General features: G+C 38.3%; 18 protein-coding genes. 14 read left to right on the forward strand and 4 right to left on the reverse strand.

Annotation, left to right across the window (positions count from 1 at the left end; all coding sequences use genetic code 11):
• The first annotated feature begins 30 nt into the window (after positions 1 to 30).
• The gene (gene hemC / locus LS67_RS03190) at positions 31 to 987 is read left to right on the forward strand and encodes a hydroxymethylbilane synthase (RefSeq protein ID WP_034327187.1); all 957 of its coding nucleotides are present in this window, start codon (positions 31 to 33) and stop codon (positions 985 to 987) included.
• A 102-nt stretch (positions 988 to 1,089) separates the two neighbouring features.
• On the opposite strand, the gene LS67_RS03195 is transcribed toward hemC, so the two are convergent.
• On the reverse strand, positions 1,090 to 1,458 hold the full coding sequence (locus LS67_RS03195) for a c-type cytochrome (RefSeq protein WP_034327188.1): 369 nt from the start codon (positions 1,456 to 1,458) through the stop codon (positions 1,090 to 1,092).
• A gap of 73 nt (positions 1,459 to 1,531) precedes the next feature.
• Between LS67_RS03195 and folD the strand changes: the two genes are divergently transcribed.
• From folD to LS67_RS03260, 13 genes are all read left to right on the forward strand, one after another.
• Positions 1,532 to 2,386 (forward strand): bifunctional methylenetetrahydrofolate dehydrogenase/methenyltetrahydrofolate cyclohydrolase FolD, encoded by an 855-nt coding sequence (gene folD / locus LS67_RS03200; protein ID WP_034327189.1) that lies wholly within the window; start codon positions 1,532 to 1,534, stop codon positions 2,384 to 2,386.
• A 13-nt stretch (positions 2,387 to 2,399) separates the two neighbouring features.
• A complete protein-coding gene (gene lepB / locus LS67_RS03205; RefSeq protein ID WP_034327190.1) occupies positions 2,400 to 3,413 on the forward strand; it encodes a signal peptidase I in 1,014 nt (337 codons plus the stop codon).
• 64 nt (positions 3,414 to 3,477) lie between these two features.
• Complete coding sequence (gene rpiB / locus LS67_RS03210) at positions 3,478 to 3,918, forward strand: ribose 5-phosphate isomerase B (protein ID WP_081951479.1); 441 nt, start codon at positions 3,478 to 3,480, stop codon at positions 3,916 to 3,918.
• Positions 3,919 to 3,944: 26 nt separating this feature from the next.
• Complete coding sequence (locus LS67_RS03215) at positions 3,945 to 4,295, forward strand: membrane protein (protein ID WP_034327191.1); 351 nt, start codon at positions 3,945 to 3,947, stop codon at positions 4,293 to 4,295.
• Between the two features lie 27 nt (positions 4,296 to 4,322).
• The gene (locus LS67_RS03220; protein ID WP_034327193.1) at positions 4,323 to 4,862 is read left to right on the forward strand and encodes an adenine phosphoribosyltransferase; all 540 of its coding nucleotides are present in this window, start codon (positions 4,323 to 4,325) and stop codon (positions 4,860 to 4,862) included.
• Positions 4,862 to 5,641, forward strand: coding sequence for a DedA family protein (locus tag LS67_RS03225; protein ID WP_052082157.1), 780 nt, complete (start codon positions 4,862 to 4,864; stop codon positions 5,639 to 5,641). Before LS67_RS03220 ends, LS67_RS03225 begins: the two co-directional genes overlap by 1 nt.
• A 12-nt stretch (positions 5,642 to 5,653) precedes the next feature.
• Positions 5,654 to 7,072, forward strand: coding sequence for a leucyl aminopeptidase (locus LS67_RS03230; protein ID WP_034327194.1), 1,419 nt, complete (start codon positions 5,654 to 5,656; stop codon positions 7,070 to 7,072).
• Positions 7,073 to 8,173, forward strand: a complete 1,101-nt coding sequence (ychF, locus tag LS67_RS03235; RefSeq protein ID WP_034327195.1) for a redox-regulated ATPase YchF — start codon at positions 7,073 to 7,075, stop codon at positions 8,171 to 8,173.
• Between the two features lie 162 nt (positions 8,174 to 8,335).
• Positions 8,336 to 9,184, forward strand: coding sequence for an ankyrin repeat domain-containing protein (locus tag LS67_RS03240; protein ID WP_034325633.1), 849 nt, complete (start codon positions 8,336 to 8,338; stop codon positions 9,182 to 9,184).
• Positions 9,184 to 9,633: a hypothetical protein gene (locus tag LS67_RS03245; RefSeq protein WP_034325635.1), complete on the forward strand. Its 450-nt coding sequence runs from the start codon at positions 9,184 to 9,186 to the stop codon at positions 9,631 to 9,633. The genes LS67_RS03240 and LS67_RS03245 overlap by 1 nt, the downstream gene beginning before the upstream one ends.
• Positions 9,630 to 9,857 (forward strand): hypothetical protein, encoded by a 228-nt coding sequence (locus LS67_RS03250; RefSeq protein WP_034325637.1) that lies wholly within the window; start codon positions 9,630 to 9,632, stop codon positions 9,855 to 9,857. The genes LS67_RS03245 and LS67_RS03250 overlap by 4 nt, the downstream gene beginning before the upstream one ends.
• Positions 9,858 to 10,134: 277 nt before the next feature.
• Positions 10,135 to 11,706, forward strand: coding sequence for a PoNe immunity protein domain-containing protein (locus LS67_RS03255; protein WP_034325639.1), 1,572 nt, complete (start codon positions 10,135 to 10,137; stop codon positions 11,704 to 11,706).
• Positions 11,707 to 11,747: 41 nt separating this feature from the next.
• Positions 11,748 to 12,869, forward strand: a complete 1,122-nt coding sequence (locus LS67_RS03260) for a hypothetical protein (protein ID WP_034325642.1) — start codon at positions 11,748 to 11,750, stop codon at positions 12,867 to 12,869.
• A gap of 369 nt (positions 12,870 to 13,238) precedes the next feature.
• Here LS67_RS03260 and LS67_RS03265 read toward each other — a convergent pair whose 3' ends face one another.
• The 3 genes from LS67_RS03265 to ccoG all read right to left on the reverse strand — a co-directional run bounded on the left by LS67_RS03265 (position 13,239) and on the right by ccoG (position 17,025).
• Positions 13,239 to 14,225 (reverse strand): hypothetical protein, encoded by a 987-nt coding sequence (locus tag LS67_RS03265; protein WP_034325643.1) that lies wholly within the window; start codon positions 14,223 to 14,225, stop codon positions 13,239 to 13,241.
• A gap of 45 nt (positions 14,226 to 14,270) precedes the next feature.
• Positions 14,271 to 15,257 (reverse strand): glycosyltransferase, encoded by a 987-nt coding sequence (locus tag LS67_RS03270; protein ID WP_034325646.1) that lies wholly within the window; start codon positions 15,255 to 15,257, stop codon positions 14,271 to 14,273.
• A 373-nt stretch (positions 15,258 to 15,630) separates the two neighbouring features.
• A complete protein-coding gene (gene ccoG / locus LS67_RS03275) occupies positions 15,631 to 17,025 on the reverse strand; it encodes a cytochrome c oxidase accessory protein CcoG (RefSeq protein WP_034325649.1) in 1,395 nt (464 codons plus the stop codon).
• Positions 17,026 to 17,048: the final 23 nt, after the last annotated feature.

Genomic DNA, 17,048 nt, shown 5'->3' on the forward strand with positions numbered 1-17,048 from the left:
TAGAAATAATCACTAATAAAGGGGTTAAAAATGGCAGATTCGCAAAAAGAGCTTGTGATAGGCTCACGCGGGAGTGTGTTGGCATTGTGGCAGGCGGAATACATTAAGTCTCGCCTAAAAGATGAATGTGGCTTAGAATCTCGCATACAGATTGTTAAAACGCGCGGTGATAAAATCCTTGATGTGCCACTTGCAAAAATCGGTGGCAAGGGGCTTTTTACAAAAGAATTGGAGGAAATGCTCTTAAGCGGTGAGATTGATTTAGCTGTGCATAGCCTGAAAGATGTGCCTGTGGAGTTTGTTTCTGGGCTTGGTTTAGTTGCAATTACAGAACGTGAAGACCCGAGTGATTGCTTTGTGAGTGTAAAATATCCCAATTTAGAGAGTTTGCCACAGGGTGCTAAGGTAGGCACGACTTCGTTGCGCCGCTCTATGCAGATTCAAAAAATGCGCGGGGATTTGGATACATTAAGTGTGCGCGGTAATGTGCAAACGCGGCTAGAAAAGCTCCATAATGGCACATTTGACGCGATTATACTCGCTCAAGCTGGACTTAATCGCTTAGAGATTAGCACAAAAGATGCGCCCTACATCGTGCCGCTGGAGTTTATGATACCCGCAATGGGACAAGGTGCGCTAGGGATAGAAATGCGCGAAGATTCTCCATATGTTTCTCATATTGCAAAGCTCTCTCACGCCCAAAGTGCGCTTTGCGTGAGTGCGGAGAGGGCATTTGTGCGCACACTAGAGGGCGGCTGTCAAGTGCCAATAGGTGTGTATGCGCGATATATCGGTAATGTGCTTTCGCTTCAAGCTATCGTGGGGCTTCCTAATGGGAGTGAGGTGATTACAGATTCTCTTTTTGACACAATGAGACTTGATAATATAAGTGCGAGTGAGAATCTAGGTGTAAATCTCGCTAAAAGTTTCATTGAAAAGGGTGCGAGAGAGCTTCTAGCAAGGGCTGAAAAAATGGCGTTTGCGTGAGGCAATAAAGAGAATCTAAAGTATTGCGCTTTCGTGCATAAAATTAAAATTGCGCTACTTGTAGATTCTAAGTAAGTTTTGCAATCTATTTAAACACCGACTTTACGGGCGGTAGAGATACATATAAATAGCAGTAATTTCCTCATCGGTAAGGTAATAAATTGGCATTACGCCTTTTTGTGTGTTGAGGGCTTTGGTAAATGCACTAAATTCGATGTTGTTAATGCGTGGGGCGTGGAGGGATTTTTCTACGCCTTTATGCTTATAATGCGCGATAATAGCACCCTCGCCCTTATCGCCGTGGCATTTATTGCACGCTATGCCTCGTGGGTTTTCATAGAGATTCTTGCCATATTCACTACTAGTATATTCTTTCTTGCTGTGATTCTCACTTATAGAATCTAGCTCTATATCTTCGTCATTCGCGCACAATGCACCTAAAATTACAAGCAAAATTAGCTTTTTATTCATAAATCCTCGCTTCAATCAAATTTCTTTAAAATCTTGTATTATAATAGCAAAACGACAATCACAAAGGCTTAAAATGACATTGCTAGATGGCAAATCTTTGAGTGCAGAGATAGAAAAAGCATTAACCGAGGATATTAAGGCACTCGCACAAAATGGTGTAACTGCTGGGTTAGCAGTAATTTTGGTGGGGAATGATCCGGCAAGTTGTGCCTATGTGCAGATGAAAGCAAAGGCTTGCAAGCGCGTGGGAATCTACTCTGTAACACACGAAATGCCTCCAAGCATCACAGAGGACGAGTTACTCTCTGTGATTGAGATTCTTAACAATAATCCAAATATTGATGGAATCCTTGTCCAACTCCCGCTTCCTCAACATATCCAAACTTCTAAGATTCTCGAGGCGATTAATCCTAAAAAAGATGTTGATGGGTTTAATCCCTTTAATGTTGGGCGGTTGTCCGCGGGGCTTGATGGCTTTGTCCCCGCTACGCCGCTAGGGGTGATGAATCTGCTTAAAGCCTATGATATAGAGCTAAGCGGTAAAGATGTAGTAATTGTGGGTATGAGCAATATCGTGGGTAAGCCGCTTGCAAGCCTTATGCTTAACGCAGGAGCGAGTGTGAGCTGTTGTCATATTCTTACGCGTGATGTCAAGGCTTATACGCGCAATGCGGATATTGTATGCGTGGGCGTGGGAAAGGTGGGCTTGATTAGCGCGGATATGGTAAAAGAGGGCGCGATTGTGATTGATATAGGGATTAATCGCTTAGAATCCGGCGCACTTGTTGGCGATGTGGATTTCGCAAATGTCGCACCAAAGACAAGCTATATCACTCCTGTGCCCGGTGGTGTGGGACCTATGACAATTGCTACACTTTTGCAAAACACTTACAAAGCAGCACGATACAGACTAAAGCTACAACAATAAACGAAGGATAAAGATGAAGAATTTTTTTAGCAAATTATGGGCTTTTACTTCAAGCTGGACGGGGACTATTATCATCGTGCTCGTGCTGATATTTTTCATTATGCAAGCCTTTGTGATTCCTACGCGCTCTATGGTAAGCACACTTTTTGAGGGTGATTTTTTATTTGTGAAAAAATTTAGCTATGGGATTCCTATACCGCGCATTCCTTGGCTTGAAATTAATGTTTTGCCTGACTTCAAGGGTAATGGGCATTTGTTCGAGGGTGAGCGTCCAAAAAGAGGCGATGTTGTAGTGTTTATCCCACCGCACATAGAAAAAACTTACTTTGTCAAACGCACTTTCGCGGTTGGTGGAGATGAAGTGATATTTGATGAGAGTGGTTTATACTTACACCCATTTGAGGGCGATGAATATGTGAGGGAGCATTACTCTGGGCATATTGTCGTAGAAAAATTAGGCAAACTTTTTGTGAAAAATCCCTATATGGGGCGACATCCGGGCATTCACTATGATAGCGTGTTTTATAAAACACCATTTAGCGAGTATTTTTACAGCGATGAAAATGGCAAACTTTACCAAAAAGTGTGTAAGGAGGGAATGACTGGCGCGAATATCGGCGATATGGAGGAGGGCTGCGATTTGTGGAGTAGGGTTTATAACGATGAGCCTTTGGAATCTTTTATTGAGGATAAAAATATCGCCTATACCACGATGAAAAGCGGTAGGAAACCCATTGCGATGATGCGGCTTGATAATGATATGTATTACATAAAGGTGGCTGATGATGAGTTTTTTATGATAGGAGATAATCGCAATAATAGCTTAGATTCACGCTTTTGGGGGAGTGTGCCTTATAAAAACATCATCGGGCAGCCGTGGTTTATATACTTTAGTATCAATAAGGCAAATAGCCAAGAATCGGGGGCTGATGAGGATAAGAGCAGACGTTATACAATTCGTTGGGAAAGAATGTTTAAGAGTGTGGAGGGTTTAGAAGAGATGATGAGGGAAGCAATGCCAAAATAACAAGAAGCGATGGTTTTAAGGCATTGCGCTAAAGATTCTAAAAAATAATAGAAAAGGAAAAATAATGAGTAAGATAACCTACTTTATCGGCACAGACCACGCGGGATACAAACTAAAGGCTTTTGTAATAGCCTTTTTACAAGAGAGGGGATTTAAAGTTGTTGATCTTGCGCCACAGAGTGAAAATAGGGTGGATTACCCAGATTTTGCGCAAAAGGTGTGTGAGGCGATAGATTTAGAATCTTCTCGTGGGATTCTTATCTGTGGAAGTGGAATTGGAATGAGCATTGCTGCTAATCGCTACAAACATATCCGCGCTGCACTTTGCACCGATGCGTATATGGCAAAAATGGCGCGTGCGCACAATAATGCAAATGTGCTATGTATGGGGGAGCGCATTAGTGGTGTGGGAGAGGTGGAGTCAATCCTCGAGGCGTTTATTAGCACGGAGTTTGAGGGTGGCAGGCATCTTATGCGCGTGGAAAAACTAGGTATTCTAAGATAGTTTTAGAATCTGAAAGAGAGGGAACAATGCACGCAATAGGAACTTCAATTACGCAATGGTTTTTTTTAACGGGATTTATTTTATTTGTGTTATATATGATTGTGCGGACTTTTTTTTATCGCTCTGTGGCACAAAAAGAGGAACGCACCTCCGCTTCTATGAAACTTACACTTAATGAGGCGGAGATTCTTATACGCAAACATCAACTACAACTTCAAAGAGCACTTGGAAATATAGATATTTTGACACAAGAAATGAATGCTCTAAAAAATGAAGTGAAAGTGCTTAAGGCGCGTAACTCTCAATATAGAATTGAGACGGATAAATACAAGGCGCGTATCAAGGAGCTAGAGCAAAAAATCGAGGCACTACTCTAGGCTTAGAATCTAAATAAAGGAGAAAGAATGAATAATCAGCACATAGCAGATTCTATACGCGCGATATATGATTACCCAAAGCCGGGCATTATATTCCGTGATATTACCACGCTTATAGGGGATAGAAAAACCTTTAGTGAAGTGATAGAGATTTTTAAAATGCGCTACGAGGGACAAAAAATTGATTTTGTAGCCGGGATTGAGGCGCGCGGCTTTATCTTTGGAGCGGCACTTAGCTATGCTATGGGCGTGGGTTTTGTTCCTATACGCAAAAAAGGCAAGTTACCATATACAACAGTGAGTGAAAAATACAGCCTTGAATATGGCTTTGATGAAGTTGAGATGCATATAGATGCCTTTAGAAATGCAGAGAATGCAAGGGTGGTGCTTGTCGATGATTTAATTGCCACAGGCGGAACAGCAGAAGCAAGTGTAAGGCTCATAAAATCTATGGGTGCAACCTGTGTGGAGGCAGCATTTGTGATAAATCTTAAGGGTTTAGAGGGCGAGAAAAAGCTAATGCCTTATACAAAAGTCTTTAGTATCGTAGAATATGAGGGCAAGTAATGAATCTCATACAGAAGGCAATTATATACGCAAAGAATGAACCAAAGCGTATTTTGGTGTGGGGCTTGGTGATTGCTATTGCCATCGCACTTTTTGTGCTATATAAACGCTCTGGATTCTCACTTGAAGAGTTTATTACACATTTATGGAATCAATATGTAGAAGATTGGGGTTATGTTATTTTGTTTTTTTGGGGCATTTTAGAGGGAGAGTTGGGGCTCATTTTTGCTGGACTTGCTACACACGATGGCAAAATGAATCTCATTATAGCAATTTTGGTCGCTGGGCTTGGTGGATTTGTAGGCGATCAAATTTATTTTTATATCGGGAGATTCAATCGCAAAAAGATTCAAGAGGAATTTACTTCTCAACGGAGAAAATTTGCTCTTGCGCATTTATTGCTTAAAAAGTATGGTTGGTCTATTATTTTTATTCAACGTTATATGTATGGTATGCGGACTATTATCCCTATGAGTATTGGCACTACGCGTTATAGTGCGCTTAAGTTTGCTATCATTAATCTTTTTTCAGCGTGGGTTTGGGCGGCGATTACTATTGTGCTAACCTATATTTTTGGCGAAGAAATTTTTATCGTGCTTGATTGGTTTAAAGATCACCCATATCTACTTATACCTCTTGCTATTACGATTGGCGGGGGTGTGATGTGGTATTTTCATTCACAAACCAAAAAAGTTGATACAAAAATCGAAAAGATTCAAAAAGGGCTTGAAAAAAAGGCAAATCGGGATAGCGAGGTTACCCAACGTAAATTACACTAAAGGAGCAAGAAAATGAAAATTCGCATTGTAAAATCACAAACTACAAATGCAAAAGGCGCACAGGCGGTGCTTTTGACAAAAAGTGCCTTTGCAAAATCCTCTTATGCAAAACTCTGTAAGAGCTTTGGTTTTGAGGGAGAGGGTAAGTTTTTTATACAAGATTTAAAAACGCTTGTGTTCTGTATAGAATCTATTGAGACAGATTCTATACGAGAAGCTGGGGCAGGTATCGTAAAGTATTTTAAGAATCTCCCATATGAGAGTGTGAGTGTTAGTATAGAGGGAAAACTCAAAGATGACAAGGCTTATACACTTTTTGTGGGTGCATTGTGTGGGGAATATGAATGTGTGAGTTACAAGAGCAAAAAGAGTGCGCCAAAGCTAAAGGAATTAAATCTGCTTGATGTAAAGGGTGAAATAAAAGACGCACAGATTCTAAAAAAGGCGCAAATCATCGCTACAAGTGTGAATGAAACGCGCGAATTGGTAAATACAATCCCACAAGTAGCAACACCTAAATACCTTGCTAAATATGCTAAAGAATTGAGCAAAGAAGTAGGGAATCTTGAATGTAAGATATTAGATGAAGAAGACTTGAAAAAGGAAAAAATGGGTGCATTTTTAGCTGTCAATGCTGCTTCAGTAAATCCTCCGCGTCTCATACATTTGAGTTATAAACCTAAAGGTGCGACAAAACGCATTGTGCTTGTAGGCAAAGGGCTTACTTATGATTGTGGCGGACTTTCGCTTAAACCTGCGGACTATATGGTAACGATGAAAGCTGATAAAAGCGGTGGGTGCGCTGTTATGGGGATTATCAAAGCCATAGCGCAGCTTGGGGCTAATATTGAGATTCACGCGATTGTAGGTGCAGCGGAAAATATGATAGGTGGCAATGCGTATAAACCCGATGATGTCCTTTATTCGCGTGAGGGTAAAACTATTGAGGTAAGGAATACTGATGCAGAGGGGCGTTTGGTGCTTGTTGATTGTTTGAGTTACGCGCAAGATTTAAAGCCAGATATTCTTATTGATTTTGCCACGCTCACAGGGGCGTGTGTGGTAGCTTTGGGCGAATATACAAGCGGCATTATGGGGCATAATGACAAGCTTAAGGCGCAATTTGAAAAATATGCGTTAGAGAGTGGTGAGCTTATGGCGACACTTCCTTTTAACCGCCATATCAAAAAACTTATAGAATCTAAGATTGCCGATGTATGCAATATTTCATCATCACGTTATGGTGGGGCAATAAGTGCGGGATTGTTTTTGAGTGAATTTATTAGAGAAGAGTTTAAGCAAAAATGGCTTCATATTGATATTGCAGGACCTGCGTATGTCGAGAAAGAATGGGATATTAATCCAAGTGGCGCGAGTGGTGCAGGTGTGAGAGCAGGGATAGAATTTATTTTAGCACAAGGAAAAGCATAAATGGGATTATCAATCGGTATTGTAGGTTTGCCAAATGTCGGTAAATCCACGACTTTTAATGCTCTCACAAAAGCGCAAAATGCGGAGGCAGCAAATTATCCTTTTTGCACGATTGAGCCAAATAAGGCAGTTGTGAGTGTGCCTGATGTAAGATTGCAAGAGTTGGCTAAAATTGTCAATCCTCAAAAGATTCAGCACTCTGTCGTGGAGTTTGTGGATATTGCCGGACTTGTGCGAGGTGCGAGTAAAGGTGAGGGATTAGGCAATCAATTTTTAGCAAATATTAAAGAATGTAATATGATTTTGCATATCGTGCGGTGTTTTGAGGATTCTAATATCACGCATATTGAGGGGCGCATTGACCCGATTGATGATATTGAAATTATTGAGTTAGAACTGCTTTTTGCCGATATGGCAAGTTTGAATAAACGCATTGAGAAACTCCAAAAAGAGAGCAAATCTCAAAAAGGCGTAAATACTCAACTTACTCTCTGTCAAGAGCTTTTAGCGCATTTAGAATCTAATAAGCCCGTGCGAAGCTTTGCTAAACGTGAAAGTGAGGAATTTATCGCACTCAATAAGGATTTAAGATTTTTAACCAATAAAGAAGTGATTTATGGGGCAAATGTCAATGAAGAGGGCTTAGAATCTGATAATGAGTTTGTGAAAAAAGTGCGCGAATACGCACTCCAAAATGATGGCATAGCAATTAAGCTGTGTGCAAAGATTGAAGAAGAAATGGTAGGTATGAGCGATGAGGAGCGAGGGGAATTTTTAGCGAGCCTTGGAGCGAGTGAGAGTGGATTAACGCAGATTATTAGAGAGGGATTTGCGCGACTTGGGCTTATGAGCTATTTTACCGCAGGGGTTAAAGAGGTGCGAGCTTGGACGATTACAAAAGGAGATAGTGCACCAAAAGCTGCAAGTGTAATACATAAAGACTTTGAAAAAGGTTTTATTCGTGCAGAATGTATTAGCTATGCGGACTTTATCAAATATGGTGGCGAGGCAAAAGCAAAAGAAGCTGGGGCTATGCGTATTGAAGGTAAAGAATATATCGTGCAAGATGGTGATGTAATGCACTTTAGATTCAATGTCTAACCTTGCATTTACAAAAAAAAAAAAAACGATACAATACGCAGATGAAAGATGCTTCATACAGAGAGGGGATATAATGCAAAACACACAAGATAAATTCATACCTACAAAACGCTGTATTGTATTAATTAAGGTTTGGTGAAATTGACTTTAAAAGGAGACACAATGAAAACACTAGAGGAACTCAAAGCTATCTTTAGAGAAAGTGGGGACGACATAAGAGATAAGTTTTGGGAGCTTATCAAATCAAACAATCTTGAAGCAGTGAAAGAGTTTTTAAAGGATTATCCAATTCCTGAAATCTTTTTTGAAAAATGGTTTAACATCGGATGGCGAAAGGTCAAACTTGAACCCTTTTTCCCTTCTCCCTTTGTGCTAGCTTATGCAGGGCTTGCGTATGATAAAGACAAAAGTTTTGCAATGATAGAGTATTTTGAAAGCTTAGGATTAAAAGCTGATGACCAGTCTGAACATTGGAATGCCTTAAGTAGTTATATTGTCTGGGGAGGAAAAAATCCAAAAGTCATTGAATACTTTTTAGGTAAAGGAGCTACATTTGAAACATATTGTGAATATGGAAACACTCCTGTACATTATTTTGCATTTAGTCAGCCCAAAGCACTAGAAGTTGCTCTTAAAGCCGGGGCTAATATAGAAATGAAATCTATCAAAACGGACGATGAGCTTAGAGTAGGTTGGAATAATATCGACTCTACACCCCTATATGCAGCCGTAACAGATGAAAGGGGTGCATCTTGCACCGAAATATTATTAAAATATGGAGCGGAGGTAAATGCCGTGCATTATCACTTAAAAAAAGATGGCACTTGGTTTGCAGTTCTCTCTATATTAGATGTAGCCTATGGCGGTAAAAAGAAAAAGCTTGTAAAAGAAGCAGGTGCGAAGACTTGGAAGCAATTAGTCAAAGAATATAACATTGATACAAGCCTAGAACTATCCGAGCAATACAGAATCTACAATGAACTTTTGGAGAAAAAGAAAAAGGCTAAGTGATGGATTTAAAAGAAAGCTATTTTGCTAAAAGTTTTGAGGAATTTCAAAAAGATTTTTATATTTGTATGGAGGATAAAGAGAAACTAAAAAAAGAAATATTTGCAATCTTTAGAGCGCAATATTATAAATGGAAAAATGATGAAAGTCTTGATGAAACGAATATCATTTTTAACGACAACCTAAATTATCTTTTACAATATGATGCACAAGAATTGCAAGGAGAATGCAAAGAAGCTTGGTTAAAAGACTTAGATGAAAACGCCGATGAGATTTACGAAAGTTTGTATGTAGAGAGCGACGATAGGGATTATGATTTTTGCGAACTGCTTGAGTTTTATGGTGAGGATTATGACGAAGCAGAATCAGATGATGAGGACTATGAAAGCTGGAGAGAATCGCAAAACGACTTTGAATACGCGCTTATGGATAAATTAAAGGGATTTGAATGACAAAAACACTAAGTGCTAACCAACTCCATTTTTATTTTTTTTCTATACAATCTTTTAGTGATGAAAAATATCTTAATGCTTGGAGTTTAAAAGGCAGTCGTCTAAATGCCAAAGAATGGTTAGAATTTCAAATAGCAAATCAAGGAAAGTTTTACAATGAGCATTTAAAAAACACTTTAGATTCTATGCAAGAGCTTATTTTACATATTCCTGCCATTCTTTAAAAAACTCATCTTCTGCAGTGCGCTTAATCTCACGATTAGAAAACCATTCAAAAAACCATAAATTAAATAAAGATAATATTTTAATACAAAATTGAAGGCTACTAAAGTGGATTTAGATTCCAGAAGTAAAACATAAAAAAGGAAATAAAGACACTAATTTAAAGCTCTGAATTTTTATTTATCGTTATGCGTGATATATCAAATCAAAAAGCAAAAGCCTTGATATTATCTGCATATTCAATTCATAGTTGCAGAATATTTAACCAAAGGAGACACAATGAAAACACTAGAGGATCTCAAGGCGATGAGTCAAGAACAAAAAGAAAAATTAGAATCTAAGTTGTTTAGTGTGGTGAGAAACAATAATTTGGATAGCGTGAGTGAGTTTTTCAAGGTTTATCCTGTGAAAGAAACTTTCTATGAAAAGTGCTTCGAGTATAATGAATCTTTCCTCGATCCTGTGGAACTTTTAGCTTGTGCGGGAAATAGCTCTAGTAAAAATTTTGCAATGCTTGAACTCCTTGAAAAGTGCGGACTAAGGGCAGATTATGAATATCGTGGTGATAATGCGCTTCTTGCGTATATTGACCTTGAGGGAAAAAAGAGAGAATCTGTGATTGAATACTTTTTAAACAAGGGCGCGAGGTGGGAAGTCTATGGCAGGAATGGCGAGACAAAATTGCATTTTTGGGCAGAGATGAATGAGGCACCTAATCTTGAATTTGCCCTCAAATATGGTGCGAATCCAAATGTGAAAAATATCCCGCCAACTCTAAGCGATGGCTGGGATTTGGGTGGTAAAAATATCGGAGCTACGCCTTTGATGTATGCTGGAAATTCTACATTCGCCCGTGAAGCACCAATGGGAGCTAGCATACGGCTGTTACTCAAGTATGGGGCGGAGGTCAATGCGGTGGGCTATATGGAAAAAAGCCACAAAGTTGAAAGGAATGGCAAAAGGATACGTGAGGGTAGAGGTGAGTATAGTGAGCCCCAATCTGTGCTGGATTATTGTAATGTGGTGCAGAATGAGGAACTTTTAAAAGCAGCAGGTGCGCGGAGCTGGGAACAGCTTATCAAGGAATATAATATCGATACGACTCTTACTGTGCCTGAGCAGGTGAGAATCTACTATGAGCGTTTGGAGGATAAGAGCTATCAAAAAACGCCCATAGAGATTGACGATGAAAAGCCAAAAACGCCAAAAACACTAAGAGATATTCACAAAGATGAGGAATATTTTGATAGGTATATTAGGGCGGAAGAGAAGTTTTTGAAAAAATACAATGAGAGCCATAATATTTACAGCGAAAACTTTTGCATAGCAACGGCAATGTATTCTAGGGGTGATGATATAGAATCTATAAAGCAAGTCTTTGTAAAAAGTCTCAATGAATGGAAAAATAATTTTGATATAAGTGATTACACTACAAATACTGAAAAACTTGCTGTGATGATTCTGTGCGATATGAATACTTCTTGGGTATTAGAGCAGCTTAATGTGAGCGAGAGGGAAAAGGAGGACACATATTATGATGATTGGTTGCTTCATTTTCTAGCGAGTAAGGGAGCGGAAAAGGACTTTTCAAAAATGGCGCAAAGTCTCAAAAAATACGATACACTTAAGCTTTTTATTGAAACCAAAGAGAGCGATTATTTTAAAACCTATCTTAAGCAATGGTATAGCAAAAGCAGAGGTGATGCTTCGTGGGGAGATCATAAATATCCTGACGAGAGATTAGTTTATAGTGGATATTGGAATTATGAAGGAGCAGCTGTTTTAAAAATCTTAGGTGTAGATAAAGAAGAATTTAAAGGCTATAAATATTTCCCGTATGATTTGATATAGGTTTGTATAAATATGTTATGTTTTGGGTACAAGGAGAGGGAATGCGATATATTATAAGTTTGGTTATATCTGTGGCATTAGTGTGTGCAAGTGATTTCACTCTGCCGCAATTTAAAGAAGCGTTTATAAAAAATGCTTTTTTGCAAACAAGTAAGGCAGATTTGGGTGGTGTGCTTCAATGCGAGATGAGCACAAATGATAAGAAAATAAAGACAAATCATAATGCAAAAGCTGAATCTAAAGCTCTTTCTTTGATTGTGGATTCTATCCAAAAATCTCGCAAAATGCCTCTAAGGGACAACGCGGAGAATATCCCCCATATCAAAGAACTTGCGACATTGGCAAAAGATTCTACACTTGCTAAAGTCTATCTTATGCAATTAGCGATAATGGACACTCGCTCACCTTGCATTACTTGCTTACGCGTGGCAGAGGAACAAATAGGCTTTATTTTAACTTTTATGCCTGAAAAAATAAATGATAAAGAGGTAAGGCATTTTATAGATTTTACACATTCACAACCAAGCAAAGAGCTTTTAGGGCGGCTTGTGAGTCTAGATTCTTATGCTTTAAGTGGTGAAAAATTGCTGTGTGAGGGATTAAGTAAGCAAGATTCTCTCTTGCTTGTGAGTGCTTATGCGCATTTTGCACTCTCTGGGCTAAATACTCGCGCGCTCAATGCTCTTATGCAGTCAGCACTTTGGGGCAATACAGACGCGGCAACTCTCATACTCTTTTTACTTGATAATGGTATTTATCTGCCTCTTAATAAAATAGCGGCACAAATGCTTGAAATTGCCATTACAAATGGGGATTATCAAAATGCGCTTAAAAATAATCCTATGATTACAAAAAGCCTTGCAGTTACTGAGGGCAATGCTTTAAGTAATATTTTTGAAAGTATCGCTCATTGGCGTTATGTGGCTTATGGCTTTATTTTATCAGCAACTGATAGTAGATATGCAAGACTTGATGATGAAGATAAAAAAGGTATAGCACTCATTTGGTTTAATCTAATAAGTGCAGGTGCGCTTGCAAGGCAAAGCATTTATGATATGGGAGATTCTAAACAGCAACAGACTTATAAGGATATTTTAGAATCTAAAATGCAGCTTAAAGGCATTAATACGTATCCATTTGTGAAAACTTATCATCAAAGATAAACAAATCAAAAAAGCCACGAGCTGTTGATTAGTGGATATATTAAGCTTTTGAATTAGATAAGGCTTTGTTTGCAAGTTTATGGGTGCGTATGTCTTATATTATTAGGTTTCTTTTGTTTTTTATATATCTTTCTTTATAAATAATTGCTTTATCGTGGATATTGGAATTTTGGGGGTGTGGCAGTGCTAAATTTAGGTGAGCTATAAAAATACCTCCTATATGATTTAATGCAATTTGTAAAATATTTTGTATAAATGATATTGTAGGTAAAAATTGAGAGATGTCAAAATACACGATAAATGATTAGGTCTTTCCCTGCGACTTGGGCTAATAGAGAGTAAAACTTTCGCGCCTTTATGTTAGTGTCTTTATGGAATCTGCCATATACGTGTAGCCTTGCGTAAGATTCTCTTATAGAGTGGCAATGTGTTAAATACAATATGAAAATTTGCTTTATCAAGCTTACTATTTTGTTCTATGCTTTTTGGGTGAGTGAGAGGGAAGCATAGCTCATAAGAGGGCATAGAGACAAATTTAGAATCTCCTGTGGTATGTGCGGCATCGACACGATTAAAACCGATGTTTAAAATCATATTATTTTTGGGATATATACACAAGCCATTGTGCTTCCAAATATTATAAGTCCAAGGATAATCCCAAGTGTCTATTTTGCCTTGTGCGTAGGTTTTGAATATCTTATACCAGTAGTATTTTTCTTTTGTGGAGCAAAAATTATGGAGCGTTTTTATTTCACTTTCGTTAAATTCGAGCTGATATTTGCTCCACGCTCTTGCCCAAGAAGCCCAACCCCAAATGTGATTATATTTTGAAAAGTAATAGTCTTCTTGTAAGCGTGCTTTGGGGGAGAGCGTTTCTGTTGAAGTATTTTGGGCAAAGTCTAGCGCACTCCAACCACTTATCATAAAGATATTTTGTTGCATTTTATATTTTTCTAATAATTCATCACAGAATCGAAAAAAGCTTATATTTGGCAAACAATCATCTTCCAAAATAATGCCCTGTTCTTCATTTTCAAAAAACCAAGAAATCGCAGAGCTTACAGCTTTTTTACAACCAAGATTAGAATCTAAAAAGCGTGTTTTGACTTCACAAGGAAAATCAAAATGAGCTATGCTATCTATGAGAAAGGTTCTTACAGAATGCACCTGCTCTTTTTCACTGATACCATTGGGACATATTTTATTGTCCCTTGCGCCGTCATTTGCAAGATAGATTTTGCTTGGGCGGACAGATTCTATAATGTGTAGCACTCGCTTAAGTGTATCAAGGCGATTAAAGCTTAGCAATAAAATAGGATTAGTACAAGTGTAGGGTGTATCTAGCTTTTGATACATTATGCCACCTCTGCATAATAGGGAGGCGTATCAATAGTTAGAATATTATCTACTGCCCCCCCCCCCGCTTAAATAGCTTACTTTTTGGCTAAGAGAATGTGCGATTCTGCAGAGTTTTCTATAAACTCGCAATGGAAGAGGTTTTTTAAGCGAAAGTTCAAATGCTTTAATGCGCTCTAAGGCAAGTGGAGATTCTATAATTTCTTGTGGGAAAGTAATTGGAAATTTCATATTGGTATGTGAGACATTAAATACCTCTCCTTCTTTACCGCAATGCACGCCACTTCCATCAAAACCAATTTGCTTGACATACGAGGTGCTAGGGCATAGATTAAGAGTATTATGTTTGTAGCCAATGAGGTAATTAAAAATCGCCCAAGTTTTAATTTTGCCTTGAGCATTTGCAAGAAGATGGTCGTAATAACGCGCCACTCCATCAATATTGATATAATCAATATCACTCTGTGAGAAATTTTCTAACGCCCAAGTGATGTCGCGCTTATAATATTGCCATCTACTCGCCCAAGTTGCCCAGCCCCAACAATGAGGCAAACGCCAAAAATAGCAATCTCCCAAGCCACTTGTGTCTATGGGATAACTCCACGCTGTAATACTCCATACTTTTTCTTCATTTTCATATCTTTGTAATGCTGTATTCATATAGTCTAAAAATACAGGTGATACAATAATGTCATCTTCTAGGATAATAGCTCTTTGATATTGATTGATAACATAAGTTATGCCATCAATAATCGAATCTGCTAGTCCTAAATTATGTTCGCGCTCAATAAAGGTAATGCTTTTAAAAAGAGGCTTTTGTGTATTGTTTGTAATAAAATCTTGAATATAGTTTTTTGTTTGTGCGTGGGATTGTAAAATATCTTGTGAAGCATTTGGCTTTGGTGCATCTTGATAGATATATAAATCACTTTTTAGCGCAAGTTGGTTTGCGCTTAATGCTTGGATAGTTTGAGCCGTATGTTTGGGACGATTGTAGGTAAAAAGGACAATGGGTGCATAAGTTTCTAGCATTTTGTCTCCCTAGGGACAAAATACATAAACCAAATAGGGATTAAATCGATAAAGAAAGAATAAAATGCAATAAAATGAATTTGGGTAGGGTGTTTGAGGGTGGCTAAACCAAAAAATCTTAGCTTATCCCCCCCCCCACTGCACCTATCTAGCAAGTCTAAACTAAGAGGCATTTTGTAAAATATAATTTTGCTGTGAAGTGTCATTTTGTATCCATACAATAAAAATGTCGTATTGTAATGAAGTGAAACTAATATATAGCTTATATGTGGTGGATTGGGCTATTTGTATTTAGCTTGAAATAAATTAAAAGATAGGAATTGTATGTATTAATGCTAGGAAACTATCCCAGCATTAATATTTGAATCTAACTCTAATCTTTAAGCTTACTATGATTTGGATAGACAAAGTTTGTCTTGCGCTCTACAAAGATTCTATCTTTATCATCAACCGCAAAGGCGCGGATAATAATATCATAATGATCTTCTGGGAGCACTTCTTCTGTGCGTATGGTTACGACTTTTTTCAATTTTTCACCAGCTTTTACAGCGAAAGACTCTTTTGGTTTTAGAATCTTGAGATGTTTTGCTATATCGCCACCTTTCACATCAAGGATTTCGAAATACATTTGATGTTCTTGCGTATCTGTATTGTTAAACACCATAGTGTAGTGATTATCTACAACACGATGAGTGCGCACCTCATAGAGTTCGGCACTGCGCGCAATATCAAGAAGCATAGTCTCCTTTGTCGTGCCAACAAAAAATAACAACGCTAACACAACAGCCAAAACAACAATGTAGCCAATCGTCCTAAAGCGCAAAAATTTCACTTTGCCATCATTATCAATCGAAGCAGAGGATTTCCACATAATAAGCGAAGGTCTATTAAACTTACTCATCACATCAGCACACGCATCAGCGCATTCAAGGCAGTTGATACATTCAAGCTGCATACCCTTTCTAATATCAATATGTGTAGGACACACACGCACACAGGCGTTGCAGTTGGTGCATTCATTATTTGGGTCTTGCTTTTTAGGCGCAAGTTCAAATTTCATTCCCTTTGCGTCATATACCGCCCCACCGCGTTTATGATTATAGACAACCATAACCGTATCATCATCAAAAAGCACACTTTGCACGCGGCAATAAGGACACATATAAATACAGAAATTTTCTTGTATAAAAGTAATATCAAGGATAAAAAATAGTCCAAATCCCAGCCAGAATCCAAGCAAAATACGATGATTGAGCGGGTCGCTCATATATGCAAAGAAATCACTTGGCGGCGTAAAGAAAAACATAAGACTTGCAGAAGCCATAAGACAAAGCACAGTAATAATTAAAAACGCACATACCGCCTTAATTTTCGCACCAAAAGTGCTTAAATCCATCTTTTCTTGCTTATTACTAACTCTTTTACGCAAACCAAAGACTTTTGTCTGTAATAAATCCCTATAAATAACGCGGAAAATCGTCTGCGGACAAGCCCAGCCGCACCAGATTCTACCTGCAAGGGTAGTCATAAAGAAGATTCCCACAAACATAAGAATAAGCAAAAATGGCATAAGATAAAATTCTTGCACATCAAAGATTTGCCCGAGTAAGTGGAGTTGCTTATGATCAAAAGAAAGCAAAAAGATTTGATTGCCATTAATCTTTATGAAAGGAAAGACAAGCAAACAGAAAGTTGCAATAGCATACACGATGTAGCGTTTATTGCGATAATGCGACACAGATTCTGTATGATTAAGCGCGGTATCCATACTTTTCTCCTTAAATGCACTTA

Origin of the sequence: Helicobacter sp. MIT 03-1616 (assembly GCF_000765685.2) — a bacterium.
GTDB lineage: Bacteria > Campylobacterota > Campylobacteria > Campylobacterales > Helicobacteraceae > Helicobacter_C > Helicobacter_C typhlonius.

Coding starts and splice junctions, on each gene's coding strand:
- LS67_RS03220 (WP_034327193.1), top strand. CDS start 4,323: ATGAATAATCAGCACATAGCAGATTCTATACGCGCGATATATGATTAC.
- lepB (WP_034327190.1), top strand. CDS start 2,400: ATGAAGAATTTTTTTAGCAAATTATGGGCTTTTACTTCAAGCTGGACG.
- LS67_RS03230 (WP_034327194.1), top strand. CDS start 5,654: ATGAAAATTCGCATTGTAAAATCACAAACTACAAATGCAAAAGGCGCA.
- LS67_RS03255 (WP_034325639.1), top strand. CDS start 10,135: ATGAAAACACTAGAGGATCTCAAGGCGATGAGTCAAGAACAAAAAGAA.
- LS67_RS03270 (WP_034325646.1), bottom strand. CDS start 15,257: ATGCTAGAAACTTATGCACCCATTGTCCTTTTTACCTACAATCGTCCC.
- folD (WP_034327189.1), top strand. CDS start 1,532: ATGACATTGCTAGATGGCAAATCTTTGAGTGCAGAGATAGAAAAAGCA.
- LS67_RS03260 (WP_034325642.1), top strand. CDS start 11,748: ATGCGATATATTATAAGTTTGGTTATATCTGTGGCATTAGTGTGTGCA.
- ccoG (WP_034325649.1), bottom strand. CDS start 17,025: ATGGATACCGCGCTTAATCATACAGAATCTGTGTCGCATTATCGCAAT.
- LS67_RS03240 (WP_034325633.1), top strand. CDS start 8,336: ATGAAAACACTAGAGGAACTCAAAGCTATCTTTAGAGAAAGTGGGGAC.
- LS67_RS03265 (WP_034325643.1), bottom strand. CDS start 14,225: ATGTATCAAAAGCTAGATACACCCTACACTTGTACTAATCCTATTTTA.
- rpiB (WP_081951479.1), top strand. CDS start 3,478: ATGAGTAAGATAACCTACTTTATCGGCACAGACCACGCGGGATACAAA.
- LS67_RS03250 (WP_034325637.1), top strand. CDS start 9,630: ATGACAAAAACACTAAGTGCTAACCAACTCCATTTTTATTTTTTTTCT.
- LS67_RS03245 (WP_034325635.1), top strand. CDS start 9,184: ATGGATTTAAAAGAAAGCTATTTTGCTAAAAGTTTTGAGGAATTTCAA.
- ychF (WP_034327195.1), top strand. CDS start 7,073: ATGGGATTATCAATCGGTATTGTAGGTTTGCCAAATGTCGGTAAATCC.
- hemC (WP_034327187.1), top strand. CDS start 31: ATGGCAGATTCGCAAAAAGAGCTTGTGATAGGCTCACGCGGGAGTGTG.
- LS67_RS03215 (WP_034327191.1), top strand. CDS start 3,945: ATGCACGCAATAGGAACTTCAATTACGCAATGGTTTTTTTTAACGGGA.
- LS67_RS03225 (WP_052082157.1), top strand. CDS start 4,862: ATGAATCTCATACAGAAGGCAATTATATACGCAAAGAATGAACCAAAG.
- LS67_RS03195 (WP_034327188.1), bottom strand. CDS start 1,458: ATGAATAAAAAGCTAATTTTGCTTGTAATTTTAGGTGCATTGTGCGCG.